Origin of the sequence: Erythrobacter crassostreae (assembly GCF_019204045.1) — a bacterium.
Taxonomy (GTDB): domain Bacteria; phylum Pseudomonadota; class Alphaproteobacteria; order Sphingomonadales; family Sphingomonadaceae; genus Erythrobacter; species Erythrobacter crassostreae.
In genome coordinates this window covers 999,394-1,018,767 of record NZ_JAGSPC010000001.1, presented here as the reverse complement: position 1 = coordinate 1,018,767, position 19,374 = coordinate 999,394, and the positions used below count along the sequence as shown (strand labels likewise).

At 57.4% G+C, this 19,374-nt stretch carries 23 protein-coding genes and 1 tRNA gene; 11 read left to right on the top strand and 13 right to left on the bottom strand.

Features of this window, described 5'->3' with window-relative positions; translation table 11 throughout:
- Positions 1-15: 15 nt before the first annotated feature.
- From KCG46_RS05135 to KCG46_RS05120, 4 genes are all read right to left on the bottom strand, one after another.
- Positions 16-2,244: a transglycosylase domain-containing protein gene (locus KCG46_RS05135; RefSeq protein ID WP_218404220.1), complete on the bottom strand. Its 2,229-nt coding sequence runs from the start codon at positions 2,242-2,244 to the stop codon at positions 16-18.
- A gap of 82 nt (positions 2,245-2,326) precedes the next feature.
- On the bottom strand, positions 2,327-2,731 hold the full coding sequence (gene msrB / locus KCG46_RS05130; RefSeq protein WP_218404219.1) for a peptide-methionine (R)-S-oxide reductase MsrB: 405 nt from the start codon (positions 2,729-2,731) through the stop codon (positions 2,327-2,329).
- Between the two features lie 52 nt (positions 2,732-2,783).
- Positions 2,784-3,455 carry a glutathione S-transferase family protein gene (locus KCG46_RS05125; protein WP_218404218.1) on the bottom strand — a complete coding sequence of 224 codons (672 nt, stop codon included), beginning with the start codon at positions 3,453-3,455 and terminating at the stop codon, positions 2,784-2,786.
- Between the two features lie 66 nt (positions 3,456-3,521).
- The gene (locus KCG46_RS05120; protein WP_218404217.1) at positions 3,522-3,890 is read right to left on the bottom strand and encodes a hypothetical protein; all 369 of its coding nucleotides are present in this window, start codon (positions 3,888-3,890) and stop codon (positions 3,522-3,524) included.
- Between the two features lie 122 nt (positions 3,891-4,012).
- Here KCG46_RS05120 and KCG46_RS05115 point away from each other — a divergent pair, with 122 nt between their 5' ends.
- Both KCG46_RS05115 and KCG46_RS05110 read left to right on the top strand, forming a co-directional pair.
- A complete protein-coding gene (locus tag KCG46_RS05115; RefSeq protein WP_218404216.1) occupies positions 4,013-4,405 on the top strand; it encodes a VOC family protein in 393 nt (130 codons plus the stop codon).
- A gap of 17 nt (positions 4,406-4,422) precedes the next feature.
- Positions 4,423-5,115: a hypothetical protein gene (locus KCG46_RS05110; RefSeq protein WP_218404215.1), complete on the top strand. Its 693-nt coding sequence runs from the start codon at positions 4,423-4,425 to the stop codon at positions 5,113-5,115.
- A 15-nt stretch (positions 5,116-5,130) separates the two neighbouring features.
- Here the strand turns inward: KCG46_RS05110 and metW are convergent, their stop codons facing one another.
- Complete coding sequence (gene metW / locus KCG46_RS05105; protein WP_218404214.1) at positions 5,131-5,733, bottom strand: methionine biosynthesis protein MetW; 603 nt, start codon at positions 5,731-5,733, stop codon at positions 5,131-5,133.
- The gene (gene metX, locus KCG46_RS05100; RefSeq protein WP_218404213.1) at positions 5,730-6,827 is read right to left on the bottom strand and encodes a homoserine O-acetyltransferase MetX; all 1,098 of its coding nucleotides are present in this window, start codon (positions 6,825-6,827) and stop codon (positions 5,730-5,732) included. Before metX ends, metW begins: the two co-directional genes overlap by 4 nt.
- Before the next feature lie 92 nt (positions 6,828-6,919).
- On the opposite strand from metX, the gene hisC reads away from it, so the two are divergent.
- Both hisC and KCG46_RS05090 read left to right on the top strand, forming a co-directional pair.
- Complete coding sequence (gene hisC, locus KCG46_RS05095) at positions 6,920-8,023, top strand: histidinol-phosphate transaminase (protein ID WP_218404212.1); 1,104 nt, start codon at positions 6,920-6,922, stop codon at positions 8,021-8,023.
- The gene (locus KCG46_RS05090; protein ID WP_218404211.1) at positions 8,020-8,922 is read left to right on the top strand and encodes a prephenate/arogenate dehydrogenase family protein; all 903 of its coding nucleotides are present in this window, start codon (positions 8,020-8,022) and stop codon (positions 8,920-8,922) included. Before hisC ends, KCG46_RS05090 begins: the two co-directional genes overlap by 4 nt.
- Here KCG46_RS05090 and KCG46_RS05085 read toward each other — a convergent pair.
- Genes KCG46_RS05085 through ftsE form a run of 4 tightly spaced genes read right to left on the bottom strand, consistent with a single transcriptional unit; the run spans position 8,919 to position 11,840 of the window.
- Positions 8,919-9,608: a lysophospholipid acyltransferase family protein gene (locus KCG46_RS05085; RefSeq protein ID WP_218404210.1), complete on the bottom strand. Its 690-nt coding sequence runs from the start codon at positions 9,606-9,608 to the stop codon at positions 8,919-8,921. The genes KCG46_RS05090 and KCG46_RS05085 overlap by 4 nt on opposite strands.
- Complete coding sequence (locus tag KCG46_RS05080) at positions 9,608-10,138, bottom strand: YdcF family protein (RefSeq protein ID WP_218404209.1); 531 nt, start codon at positions 10,136-10,138, stop codon at positions 9,608-9,610. The genes KCG46_RS05085 and KCG46_RS05080 overlap by 1 nt, the downstream gene beginning before the upstream one ends.
- Positions 10,139-10,149: 11 nt before the next feature.
- Entirely contained in the window at positions 10,150-11,106 is a 957-nt protein-coding gene (locus KCG46_RS05075) for a cell division protein FtsX (RefSeq protein ID WP_255551769.1), read from the bottom strand.
- Positions 11,103-11,840: a cell division ATP-binding protein FtsE gene (gene ftsE / locus KCG46_RS05070; protein ID WP_218404208.1), complete on the bottom strand. Its 738-nt coding sequence runs from the start codon at positions 11,838-11,840 to the stop codon at positions 11,103-11,105. The genes KCG46_RS05075 and ftsE overlap by 4 nt, the downstream gene beginning before the upstream one ends.
- Before the next feature lie 166 nt (positions 11,841-12,006).
- On the opposite strand from ftsE, the gene KCG46_RS05065 reads away from it, so the two are divergent.
- The 5 genes from KCG46_RS05065 (at position 12,007) to fghA (ending at position 15,558) form a co-directional block, all read left to right on the top strand.
- Positions 12,007-12,936 carry a zinc-ribbon domain-containing protein gene (locus KCG46_RS05065; protein WP_218404207.1) on the top strand — a complete coding sequence of 310 codons (930 nt, stop codon included), beginning with the start codon at positions 12,007-12,009 and terminating at the stop codon, positions 12,934-12,936.
- 109 nt (positions 12,937-13,045) lie between these two features.
- Positions 13,046-13,132 (top strand) — tRNA-Leu (locus KCG46_RS05060).
- Between the two features lie 98 nt (positions 13,133-13,230).
- Entirely contained in the window at positions 13,231-14,337 is a 1,107-nt protein-coding gene (locus KCG46_RS05055; protein WP_218404206.1) for an S-(hydroxymethyl)glutathione dehydrogenase/class III alcohol dehydrogenase, read from the top strand.
- Positions 14,337-14,708, top strand: a complete 372-nt coding sequence (locus KCG46_RS05050) for a cupin domain-containing protein (RefSeq protein WP_218404205.1) — start codon at positions 14,337-14,339, stop codon at positions 14,706-14,708. The genes KCG46_RS05055 and KCG46_RS05050 overlap by 1 nt, the downstream gene beginning before the upstream one ends.
- Before the next feature lies 1 nt (position 14,709).
- The gene (gene fghA, locus KCG46_RS05045) at positions 14,710-15,558 is read left to right on the top strand and encodes an S-formylglutathione hydrolase (protein WP_218404204.1); all 849 of its coding nucleotides are present in this window, start codon (positions 14,710-14,712) and stop codon (positions 15,556-15,558) included.
- Between the two features lie 19 nt (positions 15,559-15,577).
- Here the strand turns inward: fghA and KCG46_RS05040 are convergent, their stop codons facing one another.
- Positions 15,578-16,180, bottom strand: coding sequence for a TetR/AcrR family transcriptional regulator (locus KCG46_RS05040; RefSeq protein WP_218404203.1), 603 nt, complete (start codon positions 16,178-16,180; stop codon positions 15,578-15,580).
- A complete protein-coding gene (locus KCG46_RS05035; RefSeq protein WP_218404202.1) occupies positions 16,177-16,677 on the bottom strand; it encodes a flavin reductase family protein in 501 nt (166 codons plus the stop codon). Before KCG46_RS05035 ends, KCG46_RS05040 begins: the two co-directional genes overlap by 4 nt.
- A gap of 257 nt (positions 16,678-16,934) precedes the next feature.
- On the opposite strand from KCG46_RS05035, the gene nhaA reads away from it, so the two are divergent.
- Both nhaA and KCG46_RS05025 read left to right on the top strand, forming a co-directional pair.
- The gene (nhaA, locus tag KCG46_RS05030; RefSeq protein ID WP_218404201.1) at positions 16,935-18,128 is read left to right on the top strand and encodes a Na+/H+ antiporter NhaA; all 1,194 of its coding nucleotides are present in this window, start codon (positions 16,935-16,937) and stop codon (positions 18,126-18,128) included.
- Complete coding sequence (locus tag KCG46_RS05025; RefSeq protein WP_218404200.1) at positions 18,125-18,991, top strand: alpha/beta fold hydrolase; 867 nt, start codon at positions 18,125-18,127, stop codon at positions 18,989-18,991. The genes nhaA and KCG46_RS05025 overlap by 4 nt, the downstream gene beginning before the upstream one ends.
- Before the next feature lie 13 nt (positions 18,992-19,004).
- Here the strand turns inward: KCG46_RS05025 and KCG46_RS05020 are convergent, their stop codons facing one another.
- Entirely contained in the window at positions 19,005-19,373 is a 369-nt protein-coding gene (locus KCG46_RS05020; protein WP_218404199.1) for a hypothetical protein, read from the bottom strand.
- Position 19,374: the final 1 nt, after the last annotated feature.

Genomic DNA, 19,374 nt, shown 5'->3' with positions numbered 1-19,374 from the left:
TCTTTGTCGCTTGCCTTATTGTGGCGGCGGCTGCGCAGGCGGCGGCCTCTGCTGGCTAGGCTCAAGAATGCCCGGCGGCCCGCCTACTCCGCTCGGGTCGGGCGGCAATGCACCGCCAGTCGCACGCTCCAGGAAATCTTCACTTACAGCGGGAGGAGGCTCGTCCGTGGGAGGAGCATCTGGCCGCTCTCCATCAACATCAAACGGGTTCTCGGCTGGATCGCGGCGGCCTGGCTCAACCAGATTGCCTTGCTCATCAATGAAGTAATAGTCGTCCGGATCGCCGAATAGATATTCCTCATCCGGCTCAAGCCGCCATTCCGGCAAGTTCAGCTCGATATCGAATTTCTCAACCGCACGATCTTTCACGGCATACCGCATATAGGCAGCGAATGCCCGCGCCGGTGCTCGTCCGCCTTGCAAACCGGGAACGGCCTTCGCATCATCGCGGCCCATCCAAACGCCCGTTGTAATCCCTGAAGAGAAACCCACAAACCACCCGTCTTTGTTAGAACTGGTCGTGCCAGTCTTCCCTGCAACGGGCCGGCCAATCTGTGCCGCGCGTCCCGTGCCGGTTTGAACCGCAGCCTGAAGCAGATCCGTCATGCCAGCGACCACGTAGTCAGGGATCAGCGCGGTATCACGCGGCTTTTCTCGCTCGTAGAGCAGCTCACCGCCAGCGGTAGTGACCTTGAGAATGCCGTAAGGCTCGACCGATTTCCCCTTCGCTGAGATCGAGGCGAAGGCGCGCGTCATCTCGATAAGACGCACTTCCGAAGAACCGAGAACCATCGAAGGGAAGGTTGAAACAGGCGAGCTCACACCAAAGCGCCGCGCCATTGATGCCACTGTGCCAAAGCCGACTTCATTGCCAAGCTGCGCGGCAACTGTGTTGATCGAATAGGCGAATGATGTGCGTAGGCTCGTCTCGCCGACATTGCGGCCATTAGAGTTGCGCGGGCTCCAACCGTCGATTGTGACCGGCGTATCCACGACGCGGTCATCGGGCGTGTAGCCTGCCTCCAAAGCAGCCAGATAGACAAACAGTTTCCACGAAGAACCCGGCTGGCGCATGGCGTTGGTCGCACGGTTGAAGTTCGTTTCAACATAGTCGGTACCGCCCACAAGCGCGAGGATCGCGCCGTCACGGTCAACGCTGACCAGCGCGCCTTGCGATCCTTCGGGTGTGTTTGCCGAAATCGAGGCGGTAGCAGCGCGCTGCATTCCGACATCAAGGGTTGTCCAGACCTCGATCGGAGCAAATGTTTCAGGCAACAGAATATCGAGCTGTGGCAGCGCCCAATCGGTAAAGTACCGCACCGAGTTTTGTCCGGATTGCTGCTTAAGTTCGACTGTGTCCACATCGACAGACGCTTGCTCTGCAGTGATGTACTCCTGCTCCTTCATCAACCGCAGAACCACTTTCGCGCGGTTCACTGCGGCCTGAACATCGGCTGTTGGCGAATACCGGCTTGGCGCCTTCACCAGACCTGCGATGATAGACGCCTCTGCAACGCTCAGCTCTTTGGCCGGATGGCTAAAGAATTTGCGGCTTGCGCTGTCGACCCCGTAGGCCCCGCCACCGAAATAGACTTTGTTCAGGTACAGCTCGAGTATCTGCTCTTTTGAGAATTTCCATTCGAGCGCCATCGCCAACACGGCCTCGCGCGCTTTGCGGTCAAACGTCCGGTTGGAATTGAGAAAGACATTCCGCGCCAATTGCTGCGTAATCGTCGATGTCCCGCCAACCCGCGATCTTGACCCGGTGATCCCTTCGATAACAGCGCCGGTCGTGCGGATCGGATCAACGCCGTAATGCGAATAATACCGCTTGTCTTCGACGGCGACCATCGCATTTTTCATATTGTCGGGAATGTCGTCGTAGGCAAGCCATTCACCAAAGCTTGGCCCAATTTCGACGATTTCGCTGCCATCGCGCGCCCGCACCAGAATGGTCTGCGCGTTCTGGGTTGATTTCAGCTGATAGAAACTTGGTATGGAGCGCGCCGCAAATCCGACTGCGAAGGCAAGAAATATAGCGCCCAGAACCGCAGCTGCGCCGCCCCAAAATGTGAGCCGCTTGATCCAAAACCAGAAACGCGAACCTCCGCCTGCTGCGGCCGCTTTCTTAGTGCTCTTGCGCGTTTTGGAGCGCGAGCCGGAACGCGAAGACTCACGCTCCGCAGCAGCACGGCGAGAGCCGCGCTTTCCTTTGTTCGTCACACGGTCTCCGCGTTTGGACATTATCGCTTAGTTAGCCTGTTCATACGTTGTCGCAGACCCTGCATAGGCAACTTGTAACCCCGCGTGAACACTCGGACTGGGCTTATCCGTCCTTCTCGAAGTCGAGCGCGGCGGAATTGATGCAATACCGCATTCCTCCGGCTTCTGGCGGACCGTCGGGAAAGACATGGCCCAGATGTCCGCCACAATTCGAGCACAACACTTCTGTGCGGATCATGCCGAAGGAAACGTCGCGCTTTTCTTCCACGGTTTCGTCTTGTGCGGGCTTGGTGAAAGCAGGCCAGCCGCACCCGCTGTTATACTTTGAATCGCTGGAGAACAGCACCGTGCCGCATCCGGCGCAGGCATATTCACCTTCATCATAGTGCTTGTCATACTGACCGGTGAAGGCGCGTTCTGTGCCCGCCTCGCGCAGTACATGATACTGCTCCGGCGACAGCTTCTTGCGCCAGTCATCGTCAGAAAGTGTCTTGGGGTCGTCAGTCATTCAGTCTCTCCATCACACCATAAATGGTGCGGGCGAGCAGTCGTTCCAACCCTCAACCATCCACAAGCGCATAATGCGCGGGCGGTTTGATCACATCCATCCGCTCGGTCAGGAGCGGACGGAAGCTTGGGCGGCTCTTGAACACGGCATACCAGCCGCGTGTTTGTTCGTGCCCGGTCCAATCGATGCCGCCGAGATAATCCGCCACAGAAATCTGCGCCGCAGCGGCAAGATCGGCCATGCTCATCGTTGATCCGGCGAGCCACGGACGGTTGTCGATCAACCAGTCCATATAATCGAGGTGGCCGTGCGCCATCTTCATCGCTTCACGCAGAGCCCGGCTATCGGGCGGTTGGCGCAGCACGATGCGTTTTTTCATCCGCTCTGACAGAAGCGGCGCGGTGACATCATTGTAGAAATTCTCGTCAAACAAAGCGGTGAGGCGGCGGATTTCCGCGCGGCCTGTCGCAGTGCCGTTGATCATCGGGGCGCGGTCGACAGTCTCTTCGAAATACTCGCCAATTGCGCGGCTGTCCGCGATGACCACTTCTTTCACCTCATTCACCAGCACCGGCGTGCGGCCAGCGGGATTGAGGTTAAAGAACATGTCGGATGCCGCCCACGGATCCTCGCGTACGAGCTCATAGGCGATGTTCTTCTCACCCATAAGCAGCCGAATCTTACGGCTGAACGGACAGAGCGGGAATTGATATAGTTGCCACATTACATTTGATCCAATGCCTGAAAATGGCGGGCAAATCCATCGCTATGCGCTGCGGTGCACAACTAATCAGACGCCGGAGGCATCCAGCATGACCAAACAGGCAGGCATAACCGTGTAAACCTCGCCAGTGTCCGACAATCTTTGAGCTTCTTTGCCCACCAAATCAGCAATTCCTTCACGGTTTAGGCCGGTTTCATCCATCATCTGAGCCATAGAGCGGACGAAGAATTCGCGCCCACGCGTGTTGACGTCCGGCCATTTCAGCGCGTCCGCATCGCCGTTTGACTGTCCATAGGAAACCAAAGCAAACGCAGCCGAGCAGCGCAGAACAGCTTTGCTCTCTTGCGAAAGTTTCGAGCCTTGGGCCCCGGCGTCTGAATTGGCGGGTTGCGCAGAGACGCTTAAAAGCACCGCGCTGATTAGTGATGTGAACATAAGCGCGGCTTTAACACGGGTGATCTGAACGGCATACTACAGGTTGCAAATCAGGATTGGTCTTGCCGCGCACCCGTGCCTCGCTTACGCAGTTCGTCCACTCAAGAGAGGAGAATTCCCCAATGCTTAATCACATTATGATCGGCAGCAATGATATCGAGCGCTCGAAAGCGTTCTACACCAAAGTACTCGGCGTGCTTGGCGCAGGCGAACCGATGGCCCACGTCAACGACACCGGTCAAACTCGCCTGTTCTACATCCATAACGGGGACACATTCTCGATCAGCGAACCGATTAACGGCGAAGTTGCCAATTGCGCCAACGGTTTCACCATCGGTTTCAAATGCGAATCCCTCGACCAGGTGAAGGAACTTCACGATGTCGCAGTCGCCAATGGCGGCACGACGTGCGAAGATCCTCCCGGCCCGCGTGAAGGCAGCATGGGCGTGATGAACCTGTGCTACTTCACCGATCCAGACGGCCATAAAATCTGCGGCATTCACCGCCCGGGATGACAGGAAGGAGACTTACAGTGAAACTTTTTTCTAATGCCAAAACCGTTGCGATTGCAGCAATTCTAAGCGGAACTCTTGCCGCGTGCGGGGGAGACCCCGAACAAAGCGCAGACGAGATGGTTGCGGATATGATGGCAGAGGCGAACGCCAACGCGATGACACTTGATGATGGCTATGATGCCTGTTTCAAGGCTGTAGCTTCCTTGCTTGGGAATGATGCAAAAGTTAGCAAGATCAGGACCCTGATCAGCTCCGGTTCCGATATTGACAGCATGCAAAACCAAGCACGCGGGGTCATCACGAATTGCGATGTCGAATATCAGAGTCCGGATGACCCCAACATGATGTTGTCCGCTGTATATGACAACAAAACCGGAGAATTCGGCGAGCCACGTCAGCTTGAGATAACGGTAATCGGAGGCAGCGCTTCGGAATTCCGGGTGGATGACTTTGTAATTCCGCTTTCCGATGTAAAATATGCCGCATTGGGAACGTTTATGGACGGCAGAAAGGCCGAACTTGATGCAGCGTTCAGTGACTATGAGTGGACTGGGGTGACTCTGAATGCGCCCGGCATGTCTAGTCCAGACCACAGCCTGAAATTGACAATCAACGGCCGTCTCGCTGCGAATAATGTCAAAGAGACCGGGTCGGCGACGTTCGAAGTCGACGGCACGACAGTCAAACGTGACGGTTTGCTGCCGCGCTAAAGAAAATACTATGCCTCAACGGCTGAGTTCGAACACCGCAAATTCGGCGCGCCAGTTTGAAGCTGGTGCGCCGATTTGTTTTTCGCCGGAGAAGAACCATTCGCGCTCGATCGTGGCGCCTTTGGCTTTGGCGAGCTCGCGGAAGTCATCGACCGTAACGTGGTGAATATTGGTGGTTTCGTACCAGCTCACCGGCAAAGCGCGGGTGACAGGCATCCGGCCTCCGAACATCAACGCGGCGCGGGTGCGCCAGTGGGCAAAATTGGGGAAGCTGACAAAGGCTTTCCTGCCTACACGCAGCAATTCATCAAGGATCAGATCAGGCCGGGTCGCCGTTTGTAAAGTCTGGCTGAGGATAGCGTAGTCGAAAGCCTTGTCAGGATAGTTTGCAAGGTCACTGTTGGCATCGCCTTGAACCACAGAAAGCCCGCGCGAAACGCAGCGCTCGACCAGTTCGGGGTTCAATTCCATTCCACGTGCATCGACATCGCTCGACGTTTCGAGTTCAGCCATCAACGCGCCGTTGCCGCAGCCGATGTCGAGTACCCGCGTTCCCGGTTTTACGCGTGCAGCAATCGCAGCGAGATCAGGGCGCAATTTTTGGCTAGGAAGGGTCATTCGATGAAGCCTCCGACCACGCGGTCCAGTTGATCATGCGGCAGCAAGAAACTGTCATGGCCGTTGGGCGCCGAAAGCTCGACAAAGCTGACCTTGGCTCCTGCTGCATTGAGCGCATGGACAATGTGGCGGCTTTCCGACGTGGGATAGAGCCAGTCGGTGTCGAAACTGATCAGGCAGAACCGCGCCGATGTGCCCTCAAATGCATTGGCAAGTTTGCCGCCATGCTCTTCGGCGAGGTCGAAATAATCCATCGCGCGTGTGATATACAGGTAGGAGTTCGCATCGAACCGCTGGGTAAATCCGCTGCCCTGATAGCGCAGATAGCTTTCGACCTGGAAATCCGCATCGAAACCGAAACTCTTGCTGTCTCGGTCCTGTAAGCGCCGCCCGAACTTCTCGGTCAGCCCCTCTTCCGAAAGATAGGTTATATGCGCCGCCATGCGCGCTACGGCGAGGCCATTGTCAGGCGAAGCTTCGCCTGCATAATAGTCGCCGCCAGACCATGCCGGATCAGCCATGATCGCTTGCCGGCCAACTTCATGAAAAGCGATATTCTGAGCCGAATGCCGCGCAGTGGACGCAATCACCAACACACGCGCGGCGCGCTCCGGCCAGTTGGCCGCAAGGCTCAAGGCCTGCATCCCGCCCATTGAACCGCCGACCACCGCGTGCAGTTGCTCAATGCCTAGCCCGTCAAGCAATGCCACGAGCCCGCGCACCATGTCGCGAATTGTGATGACGGGAAAACCCATCGCATAGGGTTCGCCGCCGCTGTTGACGCTCGCGGGGCCGGTTGATCCCATGCAACTGCCGATCACATTGGCGCATATTACATAGTACCGGTCAGTATCGATCTGCTTCCCAGGGCCGACCATCCGTTCCCACCAGCCCGGCTTGCCAGTGATCGGATGGTCGCTCGCGACGAATTGATCGCCGGTCAGCGCGTGACAGATCAGAATCGCGTTGGACTTATCCTCAGCCAGCTCGCCATAAGTCTCATATGCGATTTGCGCGCCAACAAGTGCCTGTCCGCTATCAAGCGGCAAGTCATGCGGTATTGCATGAATCTTCGAGGCGGCGGCAACGTTCATTGGCGAAGCGAATTGGGCGACTGGCTCGTTCAAGTCAATTGCGCTGTTATAGCTCTGTTATTAGATGCGCGAAGCGGTTATCGCCGCCCGCTATGACAATGCGTCCTGAACCGAAACCTTGGATCCTTGGCATTCACGCCTACACGCCCGGCAAATCCACCGCGAGCGATGGCCGAGCATTGGTCAAATTGTCCGCCAACGAAAACCCGCTCGGCTCCAGCCCGGCGGCGATGGAGGCCATCGCCGAAACGCGAGCAGAGGCGGCGACCTATCCCGATCCCGGGGCGCACGCTTTGCGCGCAAAGCTGGCTAAGCTGCACAGCCTTGATGCAGATCGGATTGTATGCGGCACGGGCTCGGACGAATTGCTAAACCTCGCTGCGCAGGGTTTCGCCGGACAGGGTGACGAAGTGCTGTTTAGCCGTCACTCCTTTGCGGTATATGACATTGCTGCGCGGCGCTGCGGCGCGACGCCGGTCGAGGCCGATGACTGCGATTTCACCGCAGATGTCGACGCTTTGCTGGCGAAGGTGACCGACAAGACGCGGGTCGTGTTTCTCGCCAATCCAAACAATCCGACAGGCACCTGGATTGAACCATCGGAAGTGGAGCGCCTGCACGCTGGTTTGCCTGCTAATGTACTGTTGGTGATCGACGAAGCTTACGGGGAATATGTCGATCCTGTTCTGCAACAGGTCGGCTTTGGCCTCGCCGCGGCGCACGGCAATGTGCTGGTCACGCGGACCTTTTCCAAGATTTATGGCCTTGCCGCTGAACGGATCGGCTGGGCTACTGGCGCGCCAGATTTGATTGATATCCTCAATCGGATCAGAGGCCCATTCAACGTAACAGTGAGCGGCCAGAAAGCAGCATTGGCGAGCTTAGGCGATCAAGACTTTGTCGAGCGCAGCCGGCAGCACAACAGCGCTGAACGTACGCGTTTCGCGGAGGCAATTCACGCATTGGGCAATCACGGCCTCGCGCCCATCCCAAGTGAGGCGAATTTTGTGCTCGTCGAATTCAATGGCGATCTGACCGCCGAAACCGCTCTGAACGCGATTGCGCAGGCAGGTTACGCGGTGCGCCATTTGCCAGAGCCGGGTCTTAAACACTGCCTGCGGATCACCATCGGCAAGACAAAAGATATGGACCGCGTCATTGCGACCTTACGCACGCTTTGCGGAGAGACGACATGATCCGCAATGTCGCGATTATTGGCCTCGGCTTGCTGGGCGGCTCCATCGGTTTGGCCATCGAAGAGCACGCGCCGGATATCACAACCACTGGTTTTGACCGTAACCCGAAAACACGCGCCACTGCTGCAAAGCGCAGCCTTGTCGGCACCGTTTGCGATACCGCCAGCGAAGCTGTCGCAAATGCCGATCTCGTCATCCTCTGTGTGCCTGTTGGGGCCATGGAAGAAGCGGCGGCCGGTATGAGGGAGGCTCTGCCGAAAGCCGCAATTATCAGCGATGTTGGTTCCTCTAAGCAAAGTGTCGGTGAGGCGCTGGCCAAGGCTTTGCCCGATCACACGATTATACCGGCGCATCCTGTTGCCGGAACGGAGCAAAGCGGACCAGATGCGGGTTTTGCCTCGCTCTTCACCAATCGCTGGTGCATTCTGACACCGTCGGAAACCGCCTCTACCGAAGCGGTGCAATCGGTCAGCGATTTCTGGACGAAGCTCGGCGCGAATGTCGAGGTTATGGACGCAGAGCATCATGACCTCGTGCTCGCCGTGACCAGCCATATCCCGCACCTCATTGCCTTCACCATCGTCGGCACCGCCAGCGATTTGGAGGAGGTGACACGCAGCGAAGTCATCAAGTATTCCGCCGGTGGCTTCCGCGATTTCACACGGATCGCTGCGTCCGATCCGGTGATGTGGCGTGACGTGTTCCTATCGAACAAATCCGCCGTGCTCGAAATGCTTGGGCGATTTTCAGAAGATCTCACGGCGCTGCAACGCGCGATCCGGTCAGGCGACGGCGATGCCCTGCACGAGCTTTTTAGCCGGACCCGCGCAATCCGCCGTCAGGTCATCGAAGAAGGTCAGGATGATGATCGGCCCGATTTCGGGCGCGAGGATCATTAATTCAGCGCATTGAGCGCCGCGTGAGCGCGCGCTTCGACCTCATCACGTTTCAGTCCGGCAGGTATCATTTCCCCTACACGGTAAGTGATCGTTCCGGGCTGTTTGATGATCCGGTTATAAAGCGGCCCGCTGTTCACTGCGACCGGCACAACTGGCAGTTTTAGCAGCTTATAAATACCCGCAAAACCCGATTGCAGCGGCGGACTGGCGCCATGCGCAACGCGTGTACCTTCTGGAAACAGCACCAATGGACGTTTGGCCTCGATCCGCTCGCGGGCCGTTGAAATCATCGTTCGAAGAGACTTTGCTCCGCCGTCGCGGGCGACCGGAATTAGGCCATAGAACTTCGCCGAAAACCCCCAGCCGGGGATCGCGAACAGTTCTTTCTTGGCGAAAACCGCCGGAAACGCGAACAGGCGCGGTATATCAATCGCTTCGAAATAACTCTCATGTTTGACCAGAATAAGCACTGGCTCATCCGGGATCACGCCTTCTTGCACGACCGCAATGCCCAAAATGTTGGTCACGCACCAATAATGCAGCGCACCCCACGTCGCCACGACATCGCGCAAGCGATTGCGCCCAAATGGTATGGCGAGCACCGATGCGACCACAAGCAGGGCCGAAAATCCGTAAAAGACGGGGTAGAACAAGAGACTGCGTAGAATCGCCACAATGTGGGCCATTAGAGACCGATCAGGCCTGACGTCCAGCTTGCAAGCAGCTTGTGATATTCCAGAAACAGCGATCCAAAGCTGGGCTCGGACGGAACCGCATCGCGGATAACCTTTACGCCATCCGGCAGTTTACGCGACAATTCTCCGGCTGCACGGCGCATGTGCCAATCGGTTGTGACCAACCGGATCGACGTAACCTCGTTGTCATCGACCCATTGCGCAATTTCTGATGCATTGCCGCGCGTATCCACCGCAGCAAATCCCAACGTGATGCAGCATTCGAGCATCTCTTCATCAACATCGAACTGCGCCACGAATTCAGCCGGTTTCACTTCGCGATCGACACCGCTTACCAGCATAGTTTTGGCAAGGCCCGCATCCATCACCGCAAGACCTTGGGCAATACGCCCTTCCCCGCCGGTCGGGACAACAACTGCGTCGGTTTCAAGGCCATCCACGGGCTGAGGTAGTGCGACGACAAACCATAGAAAGCCGACAGCCCAAGCAAGTACAACAGCGGAGATGAAACGTTTCAACATCGAGCCGAACATTACAGCATCGACCTGAGAGCAACCTTAATGGTCACACGCGCTGTAAGCAGCGCAAGCAACACGCCAGCGACAGGGATTGCAGCAATTATGAGCCAATCGGTCCATCCCAGCCCGCCGCCGCCGACCATACCGCTATCCAAAGCGGCGAATTGCTGGCCGAGCAACCAGACCGCAGCAAGGCCGAAGATCAAGCCAACAATCGACCCAAACGCCGCATCGCGCACAACCGATCGCTGGAAGATACGCGTAACCTGCGCGTCTGTGCCGCCAAGCAGGTGAATCACTTCAACCGTTTCGCTGTGATTGGAAAACGCACTGCGCGCAGCCAACCAAACCGCCGCACCGGTTGCGAATGCGACAAGGGTAATCAAGGCAAGAGCCAGATATTGCAGCGCCGCCAGCGCATCATAGACAGGCTTGAGCCAATCGGATTGAGCATCAACCCGCGCGCCTGCAACGGCTGCGTCCAAAGCAGATTGTAAGCCTGCAACCTCGCTTGCCGAAGCATTGCGGCTTAACTCGACATCGATCAGAGCCGGGACAGGAACATCATCGCTGCCTGCCGCGGCGCCAAGCCAAGGTTCAAGCAACGCATTCAGCTCTTCCTCCGGCACGATCCGCACCGATGTTACCAATGGTTGATCCGCAAGAATACCGGCTGCGCTAACCGCCTTTGCATCGCGCTGTTCTGCGTCCGCCTCGATAATCTGTACGGTCACTGCACCGGAAAGGTCAGCCCGCGCATTTTCGGCCAGATTGCGCAGCGACAAACCACCTGCTGCGGCGATCACAACCAGAGCAATCAGGATGGCGATCACCCACGGGATCGGCCCGCCAAACTTCGTTTGCGGAAGCAAACGTGCGGCCAATCCGCCGCGCATCTTCGGATAGTCAGCTCGCTCGGCAGGCTTGGAGGCCTCCGGAGTTGGTGCGTCAGGTAGCGGAGGCGTGCTCATAGCCCGCCCTTCTGCTTGTTCTCGGGCCTTGGCGGGAATTTCAAAGCGCCGGTCGGGTCTGACAGCCGGCCCTTGTTCAGCCGCATAATCAGCGAATCTGGCACTTTCTTCAGCAAATGCACATCGTGGGTCGCGACCACCACTGTCGTCCCCACTCGATTGTTAAGCGCTTCAAACAGCCGCAGCAGTTTCAGCGCCATATCGGGATCGACGTTGCCGGTCGGTTCATCAGCGATCAGCATTTGCGGGCGAGCGATCACGGCGCGCGCGATGGCGACACGTTGTTGCTCACCGCCCGACATTGTCGCGGGTATCGCCTGCGCACGGTGGGACAAGCCAACCCATTCGAGCATGTCGGAGACCGCTTTGATCACCTTGGTCTCACTCGTGCCGGCCAGCCGAAGCGGGAGCGCCACATTGTCGAATGCAGAGAGATGCTGGACCAACCTGAAATTCTGAAACACCACGCCAAGTCGGCGGCGGAAATCCGGCAATCGTTCGCGCGGCAAGGTAATCATGTCCTTGCCGAACATTCGGATCGCCCCACGCGAGGGCCGCTGCGCCAGATAGAGCAGCTTCAAAAGGCTCGTTTTGCCAGCGCCGCTGGCTCCGGTGAGGAAATAGAAACTGCCAGGATAGAGCGTGAAGCTGAGATCGCTCAACACTTCGGGATCGGTGCCATAGCGCAGCCCGACATTGTCGAATTTCACGATCTCACTCGGGCGGTCGTTCATGGGGTCGGCTTATCAGTGGCTCTCGCTGCGGGAAAGCATGCATCGACCGATTTCAACGCCCAAAGCGCTTTTCAAGCTCTGCAGTGTGGAAAAAGGGGCGCATTTTTGCCGTTCCAGCCCGCACACTCTTGTGCCCTTACCCGCCATCCTTAATGCAATTGTCACAATGATCATTTCATGCCCCGCTTGCTCGACCCGCTATGTCGTGCCCGACACCGCAATCGGCGCTGAAGGTCGCACTGTGCGCTGCGCCAAATGCAAGCACAGCTGGTTTCAGGATCCAGAGCCACTCGATTTGACGCGGCCGATCCCGGTAGAAGACGAAAAAGCCAAACTGGCTCCAGCGCCTGCCGCACCTTCGACTGACGCGGCAAGCGCATCGGACAGTTCAAAAGACGGTAATGCAGGGCCATCAATCAATCATTGGCGGACCGAAGATCGCGGCGAAGCAGCCGCTACCGGAGCAACCGTGGCTGCGACGGCGGCAGCGACTGCGACTGAAACGCCTTCTGCTCCAGAACCAAAGCTGTCGGAGCCTCCAGTTTCGAGTGCCTTCGATTGCGATGCAGACCCGCTGGCGGATCAGGGCGTGCCGGATGAGGCCTTTGACGATGGCGAGTATGATGATGAGCCATCACAGTTCGACTATGTCCCGCCGTTCCGCGCCCGTCGTAATCCGCTTAAAATGTGGACGATTGCCGCCGCGGCTTTTGCCGTGATGGCAACAGGCACCGTCGTTGCGGTGAATTATTACGGGCTGCCGGACTGGTTCCCTGTGCAGCGCCCGACCTTCGGTATTGGCGAGCCAAGCCTTGTTCTGGATTTCCCCGCTGACCAGCAGCGTACCGAAACGCTGGAGACTGGCGAAGAGATATTCCGTGTGCGCGGCACGATCAGCAACTCTGGGCGCGAATCCGTGGAGGTCCCGATCCTTCTGGTCGTGTTCCGTGACGAACGAGACCGCAATGTTGGCAATTGGCAGATTGTCCCTTCAAAGCGCGAGCTTGCACCGGGTGAAAGCCTGAATGTCACCGAGGCGATTGCCGATATTCCTGCCTCTGCGACAGAAGCCGAAATCGGCTGGTCGCCCTCCTGATCATCATTATTTGCGCAGAGCGCTCAAAGCGCTTGCACCGGACCATGCCCCTTGCTAGTGGCGCGCTCCTACCAAGCGGGGCGACAAAGCTCGCCCCTGCTGACTGTGTGCGGTCGTGGCGGAACTGGTAGACGCGCAACGTTGAGGTCGTTGTGGGCTAACGCCCGTGGAAGTTCGAGTCTTCTCGACCGCACCAATTTTCCCATCCGGCGAAGCATTCTTACACTCTCCCGAAATATGCATCGCGTGCTATGGCCCGCAGCATAGTTTAGAATCGCGAGAGGAACCCGCCTGATGAAAACCCGCGCCGCCGTTGCTTTTGAAGCCAAGAAACCGCTCGAAATTGTAGAGCTCGATCTGGAAGGGCCCAAGGCCGGCGAAGTGTTGGTCGAGATCATGGCGACGGGTATCTGCCACACCGATGCCTACACCCTCGACGGCCTCGACAGCGAAGGCCTGTTCCCGAGTGTGCTCGGCCATGAAGGTGCCGGTGTCGTGCGCGAAGTGGGCGCGGGCGTAACATCTGTGGTGCCTGGCGATCACGTCATTCCGCTGTACACGCCGGAATGCCGCCAATGTAAGATGTGCCTCAGCGGAAAAACCAATCTGTGCAGCGCAATCCGTGCCACACAGGGTCAGGGGTTAATGCCGGACGGGACCTCTCGCTTCTCTTACAAGGGCGAAACCATCTATCACTACATGGGCTGTTCGACCTTCTCGAACTTCACCGTTCTACCGGAAATTGCCGTCGCCAAGATCCGGACCGATGCTCCGTTTGAAAGCGCCTGTTACGTCGGGTGCGGGGTTACTACCGGCGTTGGCGCGGTCACCAACACAGCGAAGGTTGAGCCGGGTGACAATGTCGTCGTCTTCGGGCTTGGCGGTATCGGCCTCAATGTGATCCAAGGCGCGAAGATGGCCGGTGCAGACCGGATTGTTGGTGTGGACCTCAACCCGGCGAAGCGCGATTGGGGCGAGAAGTTCGGGATGACCGACTTCGTAAATCCGAAAGAGACCTCGAATGTGGTCGAACATTTGGTCGAACTGCTCGATGGCGGCGCGGACTACTCCTTCGACTGCACCGGTAACACCGATGTGATGCGCGACGCGCTTGAGTGTTGTCACAAAGGCTGGGGCACTTCGATCATCATCGGCGTCGCCGAAGCCGGTAAGGAAATTGCGACGCGCCCGTTCCAACTGGTCACCGGACGCAACTGGCGCGGCACAGCCTTTGGCGGAGCCAAGGGGCGGACGGATGTGCCCAAGATTGTCGACTGGTATATGAACGGCAAGATCGAGATCGATCCGATGATCACGCACAAACTCACGCTGGAGGAAATCAACAAGGGGTTCGACCTGATGCATTCCGGCGAGAGCATCCGCAGTGTCGTGGTATTTTGATGACCAATAGTGTGGCCCCCGCAAAGGTCGACTTAGCCGCGAAATTCGCACTGTTTTCCGACCAATGGGCACCGCGGCTCGCCGCTCGCTATAATGGCAACGAAGTGCGTCTGGCCAAAGTGGAAGGCGAGTTTCACTGGCATCACCACACCGATACGGACGAGCTGTTTCTGGTCATCGAAGGCGAACTTGAGATGGAGTTTCGCGATCGCACCGAGCACCTAAATCAAGGCGATATGATCGTTGTCCCTCGCGGCGTCGAACATCGCCCCTGCGCACGCAATGGAGAGGCGAAACTGCTCGTGATGGACGCCGATGGCACGCCCAATACCGGCGATGAAGCCACCGCTTTCAAGCCTGTCGCGGTTTGATATGACGCTCAGAACTGTCTCCGAAACACGCAGCCATGGCGGCATTCAGGGTGTCTACTCGCATCCGTCGATAGAGACCGGTACCGACATGACTTTTGCCGTATTTGTACCTGACCACGAACCCGGCGAGAAGATGCCGGTCCTCTGGTATTTGTCCGGCCTCACCTGCACCCACGCCAACGTGATGGAAAAGGGCGAATACCGCGCCGCCTGCGCCGAGCATGGCATCATTTTCATTGCGCCAGATACATCCCCGCGCGGTGATGGTGTGCCAGACACTTCGGACGAATACGACTTTGGCAAAGGCGCGGGCTTCTATGTCGATGCAGTGCAGCAGCCATGGTCAAAGCATTACCGCATGCGGAGCTATATTGAGCGCGAGCTGCCCGACCTCATAACCGCCAGTTTTCCTGCCGATATGCAGCGACAATCGATCACGGGACATTCGATGGGCGGCCACGGCGCTTTGACCATCGGTTTACGCGGCTCTGACCGGTTTACCTCGATTAGCGCATTCAGCCCGATTGTCGCGCCGGGCAAAGTTCCGTGGGGTGCAAAAGCCCTGGCCCGTTATCTGGGCGAAGATCGCGCCGCGTGGCGCGAATATGATGCAGTGGCGCTTATAGAAGACGGCGCGCGGCATCCGCACATGCTAGTCGATCAGGGTACAGCGGACAATTTCCTCGAAGAGCAACTTCAAACGCATCAGCTTATCACTGCTTGCAAGGATGCGGGTATGCCAGCCGAAATTCGTATGCAGGACGGCTATGACCATTCCTATTTCTTCATCTCGACCTTTATGGCCGATCACGTTGCGTGGCACGCCAAGCATCTGAAGTCAGAAATATAGTTCGCAGGGCGTATTTCGCTTAAGCGACGAGCCGCGCGATTTGGCCGCGCAATTCCTCGCGATAGTCAGCGTGAACTCTTGCCAGTTCGTCAGCTCCATAAAAGCGTTCGAGCACCGGCCCTGACGCTGCAAAGTACTCGATTGACGAGATGATCGAATAAATCGCTGCCAGCTTTTGAGAAAATGGCAGCGCGGCCTTGCCTTCAATCTTGTCTAGCTTTGCAACAATAGCATCGAGAAAGTTCTTCAGATGCCATTCCTCTGATGGCGCATCGCTTCTCTGATTGTCGAGCAATTCGCGCATCAGCACCGTCGTATCGAGCGGATTATCAAGCGCAGCAGCATAAATGCCAAGCATCATTTCTTCAAATTGCTGTTCAGCGGGGGCGACCGGTGAAGCGCTTGATTGCACCGCTTTTAACAGACGTTCGGAAATCCGTTTGAACACCTCGGCATAGAGGTCTTCCTTGCGTTTGAAGTGATACAACAAAGCCTGCTTCGACAAGTTAAGCCGACCAGCAATCTGCGCAATGCTCGCGCCGTAGAAGCCGCGCGCAGCAAATTCCTCTGCCGCGACCGCCAGCAATTTCTCGCGGGTTGCCTCCGGCGCTTCGCGGCTCACGAGCTGACCGCGCAAAAGCGCCCTTCGAAAAAGCCGAGCGCGGGCGTGTTACCCCCGTTTCGCGACATGGCCTGAACCTCCCCCAAAATCATCGTATGATCCCCGGCAGGATAGCGGTTCCAACGCTGGCATTCAAATGTGGCCAATGCGCCTTTGATTATCGGCAGGCCATTTGCTGTCTTTTCAAAATCATCTGCGCTCAATGCACTGTCGCCGCGCGCGGCATAGCGCCGTGCCAAGGCCTGCTGCCCGTCGGCAAGAATGCTGAAAGTAAAGCGTTCCGCGCCATGATATTCATCATACTGGCTCGCCGAGTTTTGCAGGCTCCAACAGAGCAAGAGCGGATCGAGCGAAACCGATACGAGCGAGTTGATCGTCATCGCGGATACCGCACCGTCCGCATCACCTTCTTCGCGATTGAACGCGATCACGCACACGCCTGTGGCGAACAAGCTCATGAGCTCGCGAAACTCGGCCTGCTGGGCCGCGTCTGCCATCGGTGGGTGGGACAAGGGAAGCTCCGGAAAAATGGGATCGTTGAAAGCAAATGCTCAGATGTCTCTGCGCGTTCCCCTACACCACCGCAATTGTCAATCAATGTCGAGGTTTATAGCCGCAACGAGCCCGCCTTTGACCCGCCACAATCGGAATACGAACGATTTCATCCAATTTATGCCGATTTTCGGGCACCGATGCAGAGTTTGCACGTTCTACCCTGCAACAGACACGGTTTATTGCATAGGATTGACGGGACATGATTGATCGGGTGGGCGGAGCGCTCAAAGATTTTCTCAAACAGGAAAGCGCGGGCGGCATAGTTCTTATCGTTGCTGCGGCGCTGGCTTTGGTGATTGCCAACAGCCCTCTCGCCGCCGGTTATTTCGGTACGCTGGAGAGCAAGCTAAACTTGTCGTACGGCGCGTTCGAGATAAATAAGCCGCTGCTTTTGTGGATCAATGACGGTCTGATGGCGATTTTCTTCTTCCTCATCGGCCTCGAAGTGAAGCGCGAAGTGCTCGAGGGACAATTGTCGAGCTGGAACAAGGCTTCGTTGCCGCTGGTGGCCGCAGTTGGCGGGATGGCGATCCCCGCACTGATCTTTGTCGCTTTGAATTGGAACTCGCCTGAGAGCATCAATGGTTGGGCAATTCCAGCCGCGACCGACATTGCATTTGCACTGGGCATCCTTTCCCTGCTTGGGCCGCGCGTGCCAGTCGCACTGAAAGCGCTGCTTCTCGCGGTTGCGGTCATTGATGACATCGGAGCGATTACGATTATCGCGATATTCTATTCGGGCGAACTGAACCTCGACATGCTTATGGGCGCAGGCATCACGTTTGCCGTGCTCGCGGCATGCGGACGGGCAAAATTCGGATCGCGCATTCCCTACATACTGCTGACCGTCTTGATGTGGGTATTCGTCCTCAAATCAGGCGTTCATGCAACGCTGGCCGGCGTAGCCGCAGCGTTCTGTGTGCCGATGGTATCCCGCAATGGCGAGCGTCTGCTGGAGAAAATGGAGCACGGTCTTCACAGCTGGGTTGCGTTCCTGATCATTCCGATTTTCGGATTTGCAAATGCCGGCGTCTCACTGGTGGGGATTTCACCCGCCGACCTGCTCGCGCCGCTGCCGCTTGGCATCGCGCTGGGTCTCTTGATCGGAAAGCAGATCGGTATCTTCGGCTTTGCTTATGCAGGGGTAAAAATGGGCTTCGCGACGCTCCCCGAGAATGTCACTTGGCGCCAGATTCACGCGCTCTCGCTGCTCGCAGCGATCGGCTTCACCATGAGCCTGTTTATCGGCAACCTTGCCTTTACCGATCCGGCGCTGGTCGATGCGGTTAAACTTGGTGTGCTGTCCGGCTCGCTTGTGGCAGCGCTCGCAGGGTTCTTCCTGCTGAAAGCCACCTTGCCGGAGCATGCACCGCAAGATACCGCGAAGGCATGACGCCAACTCAAAAGACTATTGCAGTCAACGATATCAGCCTCGTCTATTTCGAATGGAATGGCGGGGCTGATAGCCAGAAACCTCCGATGATCTTTGCCCATGCAACGGGTTTCCACGCCCGCGTCTGGGATTCAGTGATCGCGCATTTTCCAGACCGGCACATCTATGCTCTGGACATGCGCGGACACGGGCGCTCCACAGGCGGTCCAATCGAGAATTGGCAGCAGCTTTCCGGCGATGTCTGCGCTTTCCTGGACAGCCAAGAGATCAAGGGTGCGACCGGTATCGGGCATTCGATGGGGGCGCACACGCTGCTCCAATCGGCAGCAGACAGGCCGGACGCGTTCAGCAACCTTGTGTTGTTCGACCCAGTTATCCTCGCGCCGGAATTCTATGCCGACGGCACGCCGTGGTTCACACCGGACAATCCGCACCCGTCCATTCGGAGAAAGCGCAATTTTGATGGCGTCGAGGCGATGATTGCCCGGTTCGAAGCGCGCGATCCTTACGAGATTTTCGAACGGCGCGTGTTTGAGGATTATTGCCGCCACGGCCTCCTGCCAAAAGCAAATGGTCAGGGCTTTGAACTGGCTTGCCCGCCAGAAGTGGAAGCGAGCGTTTACGCCTCCAGTCGCAGCAATTCAGCCATTCATGAAACCGCCAAGAGCGTGGATATTCCGGCAACCATTGTTCGCGCAAAACAGACCGAGAGAATGGATTTCAAAGGCTCACCCACATGGCCCGATCTGGCTTCAACGATGCCGCAGGGTACGGACATGCCGAGGCCGGACATGACCCATTTCCATCCATTCGAAGATTCCGCCGACGCGGCAAGGATTATAGCCGAGGCAATGGCAGCCTAAGCAGCGATAAGCTTTATCCGGCCGCTGCCAAAAGGTCGCGAAAGTCGTCGCGCGCCTGCCTGATCTGAATAGGATCGGGTCGAAGCATGTTGCTGCCGATCGTTACCGCCAATCCGCCGTAGAACTGGAGCAGCGCAGCGCGCATAGGGTTCTCAGACGCGACCGATCGGGCCAGCCACAAAGCGATACTGTGCGCCCTACTGATCGCCTCGCTTGGCGGTGAGCCGGGAGAGCGCTCCAAGGAAAGCAGCGCCTGACTTAACGCGGCCACCGCTTCTTCCAGACAAATCCGCGTGAGATCACCATTCGCGGATGCCTCTATTCGGGCATCAAGATCGACCCGCCGGTAAGCGGCATTGGGGTTGGATGAAAGCATCTTCATA

What these genes read in the sequence shown, in the direction of transcription:
- KCG46_RS05135 (WP_218404220.1), bottom strand. Translation starts at nt 2,244, where the DNA reads ATGTCCAAACGCGGAGACCGTGTGACGAACAAAGGAAAGCGCGGCTCT.
- msrB (WP_218404219.1), bottom strand. Translation starts at nt 2,731, where the DNA reads ATGACTGACGACCCCAAGACACTTTCTGACGATGACTGGCGCAAGAAG.
- KCG46_RS05125 (WP_218404218.1), bottom strand. Translation starts at nt 3,455, where the DNA reads ATGTGGCAACTATATCAATTCCCGCTCTGTCCGTTCAGCCGTAAGATT.
- KCG46_RS05120 (WP_218404217.1), bottom strand. Translation starts at nt 3,890, where the DNA reads ATGTTCACATCACTAATCAGCGCGGTGCTTTTAAGCGTCTCTGCGCAA.
- KCG46_RS05115 (WP_218404216.1), top strand. Translation starts at nt 4,013, where the DNA reads ATGCTTAATCACATTATGATCGGCAGCAATGATATCGAGCGCTCGAAA.
- metW (WP_218404214.1), bottom strand. Translation starts at nt 5,733, where the DNA reads ATGACCCTTCCTAGCCAAAAATTGCGCCCTGATCTCGCTGCGATTGCT.
- metX (WP_218404213.1), bottom strand. Translation starts at nt 6,827, where the DNA reads ATGAACGTTGCCGCCGCCTCGAAGATTCATGCAATACCGCATGACTTG.
- hisC (WP_218404212.1), top strand. Translation starts at nt 6,920, where the DNA reads ATGACAATGCGTCCTGAACCGAAACCTTGGATCCTTGGCATTCACGCC.
- KCG46_RS05090 (WP_218404211.1), top strand. Translation starts at nt 8,020, where the DNA reads ATGATCCGCAATGTCGCGATTATTGGCCTCGGCTTGCTGGGCGGCTCC.
- KCG46_RS05085 (WP_218404210.1), bottom strand. Translation starts at nt 9,608, where the DNA reads ATGGCCCACATTGTGGCGATTCTACGCAGTCTCTTGTTCTACCCCGTC.
- KCG46_RS05080 (WP_218404209.1), bottom strand. Translation starts at nt 10,138, where the DNA reads ATGTTGAAACGTTTCATCTCCGCTGTTGTACTTGCTTGGGCTGTCGGC.
- KCG46_RS05075 (WP_255551769.1), bottom strand. Translation starts at nt 11,106, where the DNA reads ATGAGCACGCCTCCGCTACCTGACGCACCAACTCCGGAGGCCTCCAAG.
- ftsE (WP_218404208.1), bottom strand. Translation starts at nt 11,840, where the DNA reads ATGAACGACCGCCCGAGTGAGATCGTGAAATTCGACAATGTCGGGCTG.
- KCG46_RS05065 (WP_218404207.1), top strand. Translation starts at nt 12,007, where the DNA reads ATGATCATTTCATGCCCCGCTTGCTCGACCCGCTATGTCGTGCCCGAC.
- KCG46_RS05055 (WP_218404206.1), top strand. Translation starts at nt 13,231, where the DNA reads ATGAAAACCCGCGCCGCCGTTGCTTTTGAAGCCAAGAAACCGCTCGAA.
- KCG46_RS05050 (WP_218404205.1), top strand. Translation starts at nt 14,337, where the DNA reads ATGACCAATAGTGTGGCCCCCGCAAAGGTCGACTTAGCCGCGAAATTC.
- fghA (WP_218404204.1), top strand. Translation starts at nt 14,710, where the DNA reads ATGACGCTCAGAACTGTCTCCGAAACACGCAGCCATGGCGGCATTCAG.
- KCG46_RS05035 (WP_218404202.1), bottom strand. Translation starts at nt 16,677, where the DNA reads ATGGCAGACGCGGCCCAGCAGGCCGAGTTTCGCGAGCTCATGAGCTTG.
- nhaA (WP_218404201.1), top strand. Translation starts at nt 16,935, where the DNA reads ATGATTGATCGGGTGGGCGGAGCGCTCAAAGATTTTCTCAAACAGGAA.
- KCG46_RS05025 (WP_218404200.1), top strand. Translation starts at nt 18,125, where the DNA reads ATGACGCCAACTCAAAAGACTATTGCAGTCAACGATATCAGCCTCGTC.
- KCG46_RS05020 (WP_218404199.1), bottom strand. Translation starts at nt 19,373, where the DNA reads ATGAAGATGCTTTCATCCAACCCCAATGCCGCTTACCGGCGGGTCGAT.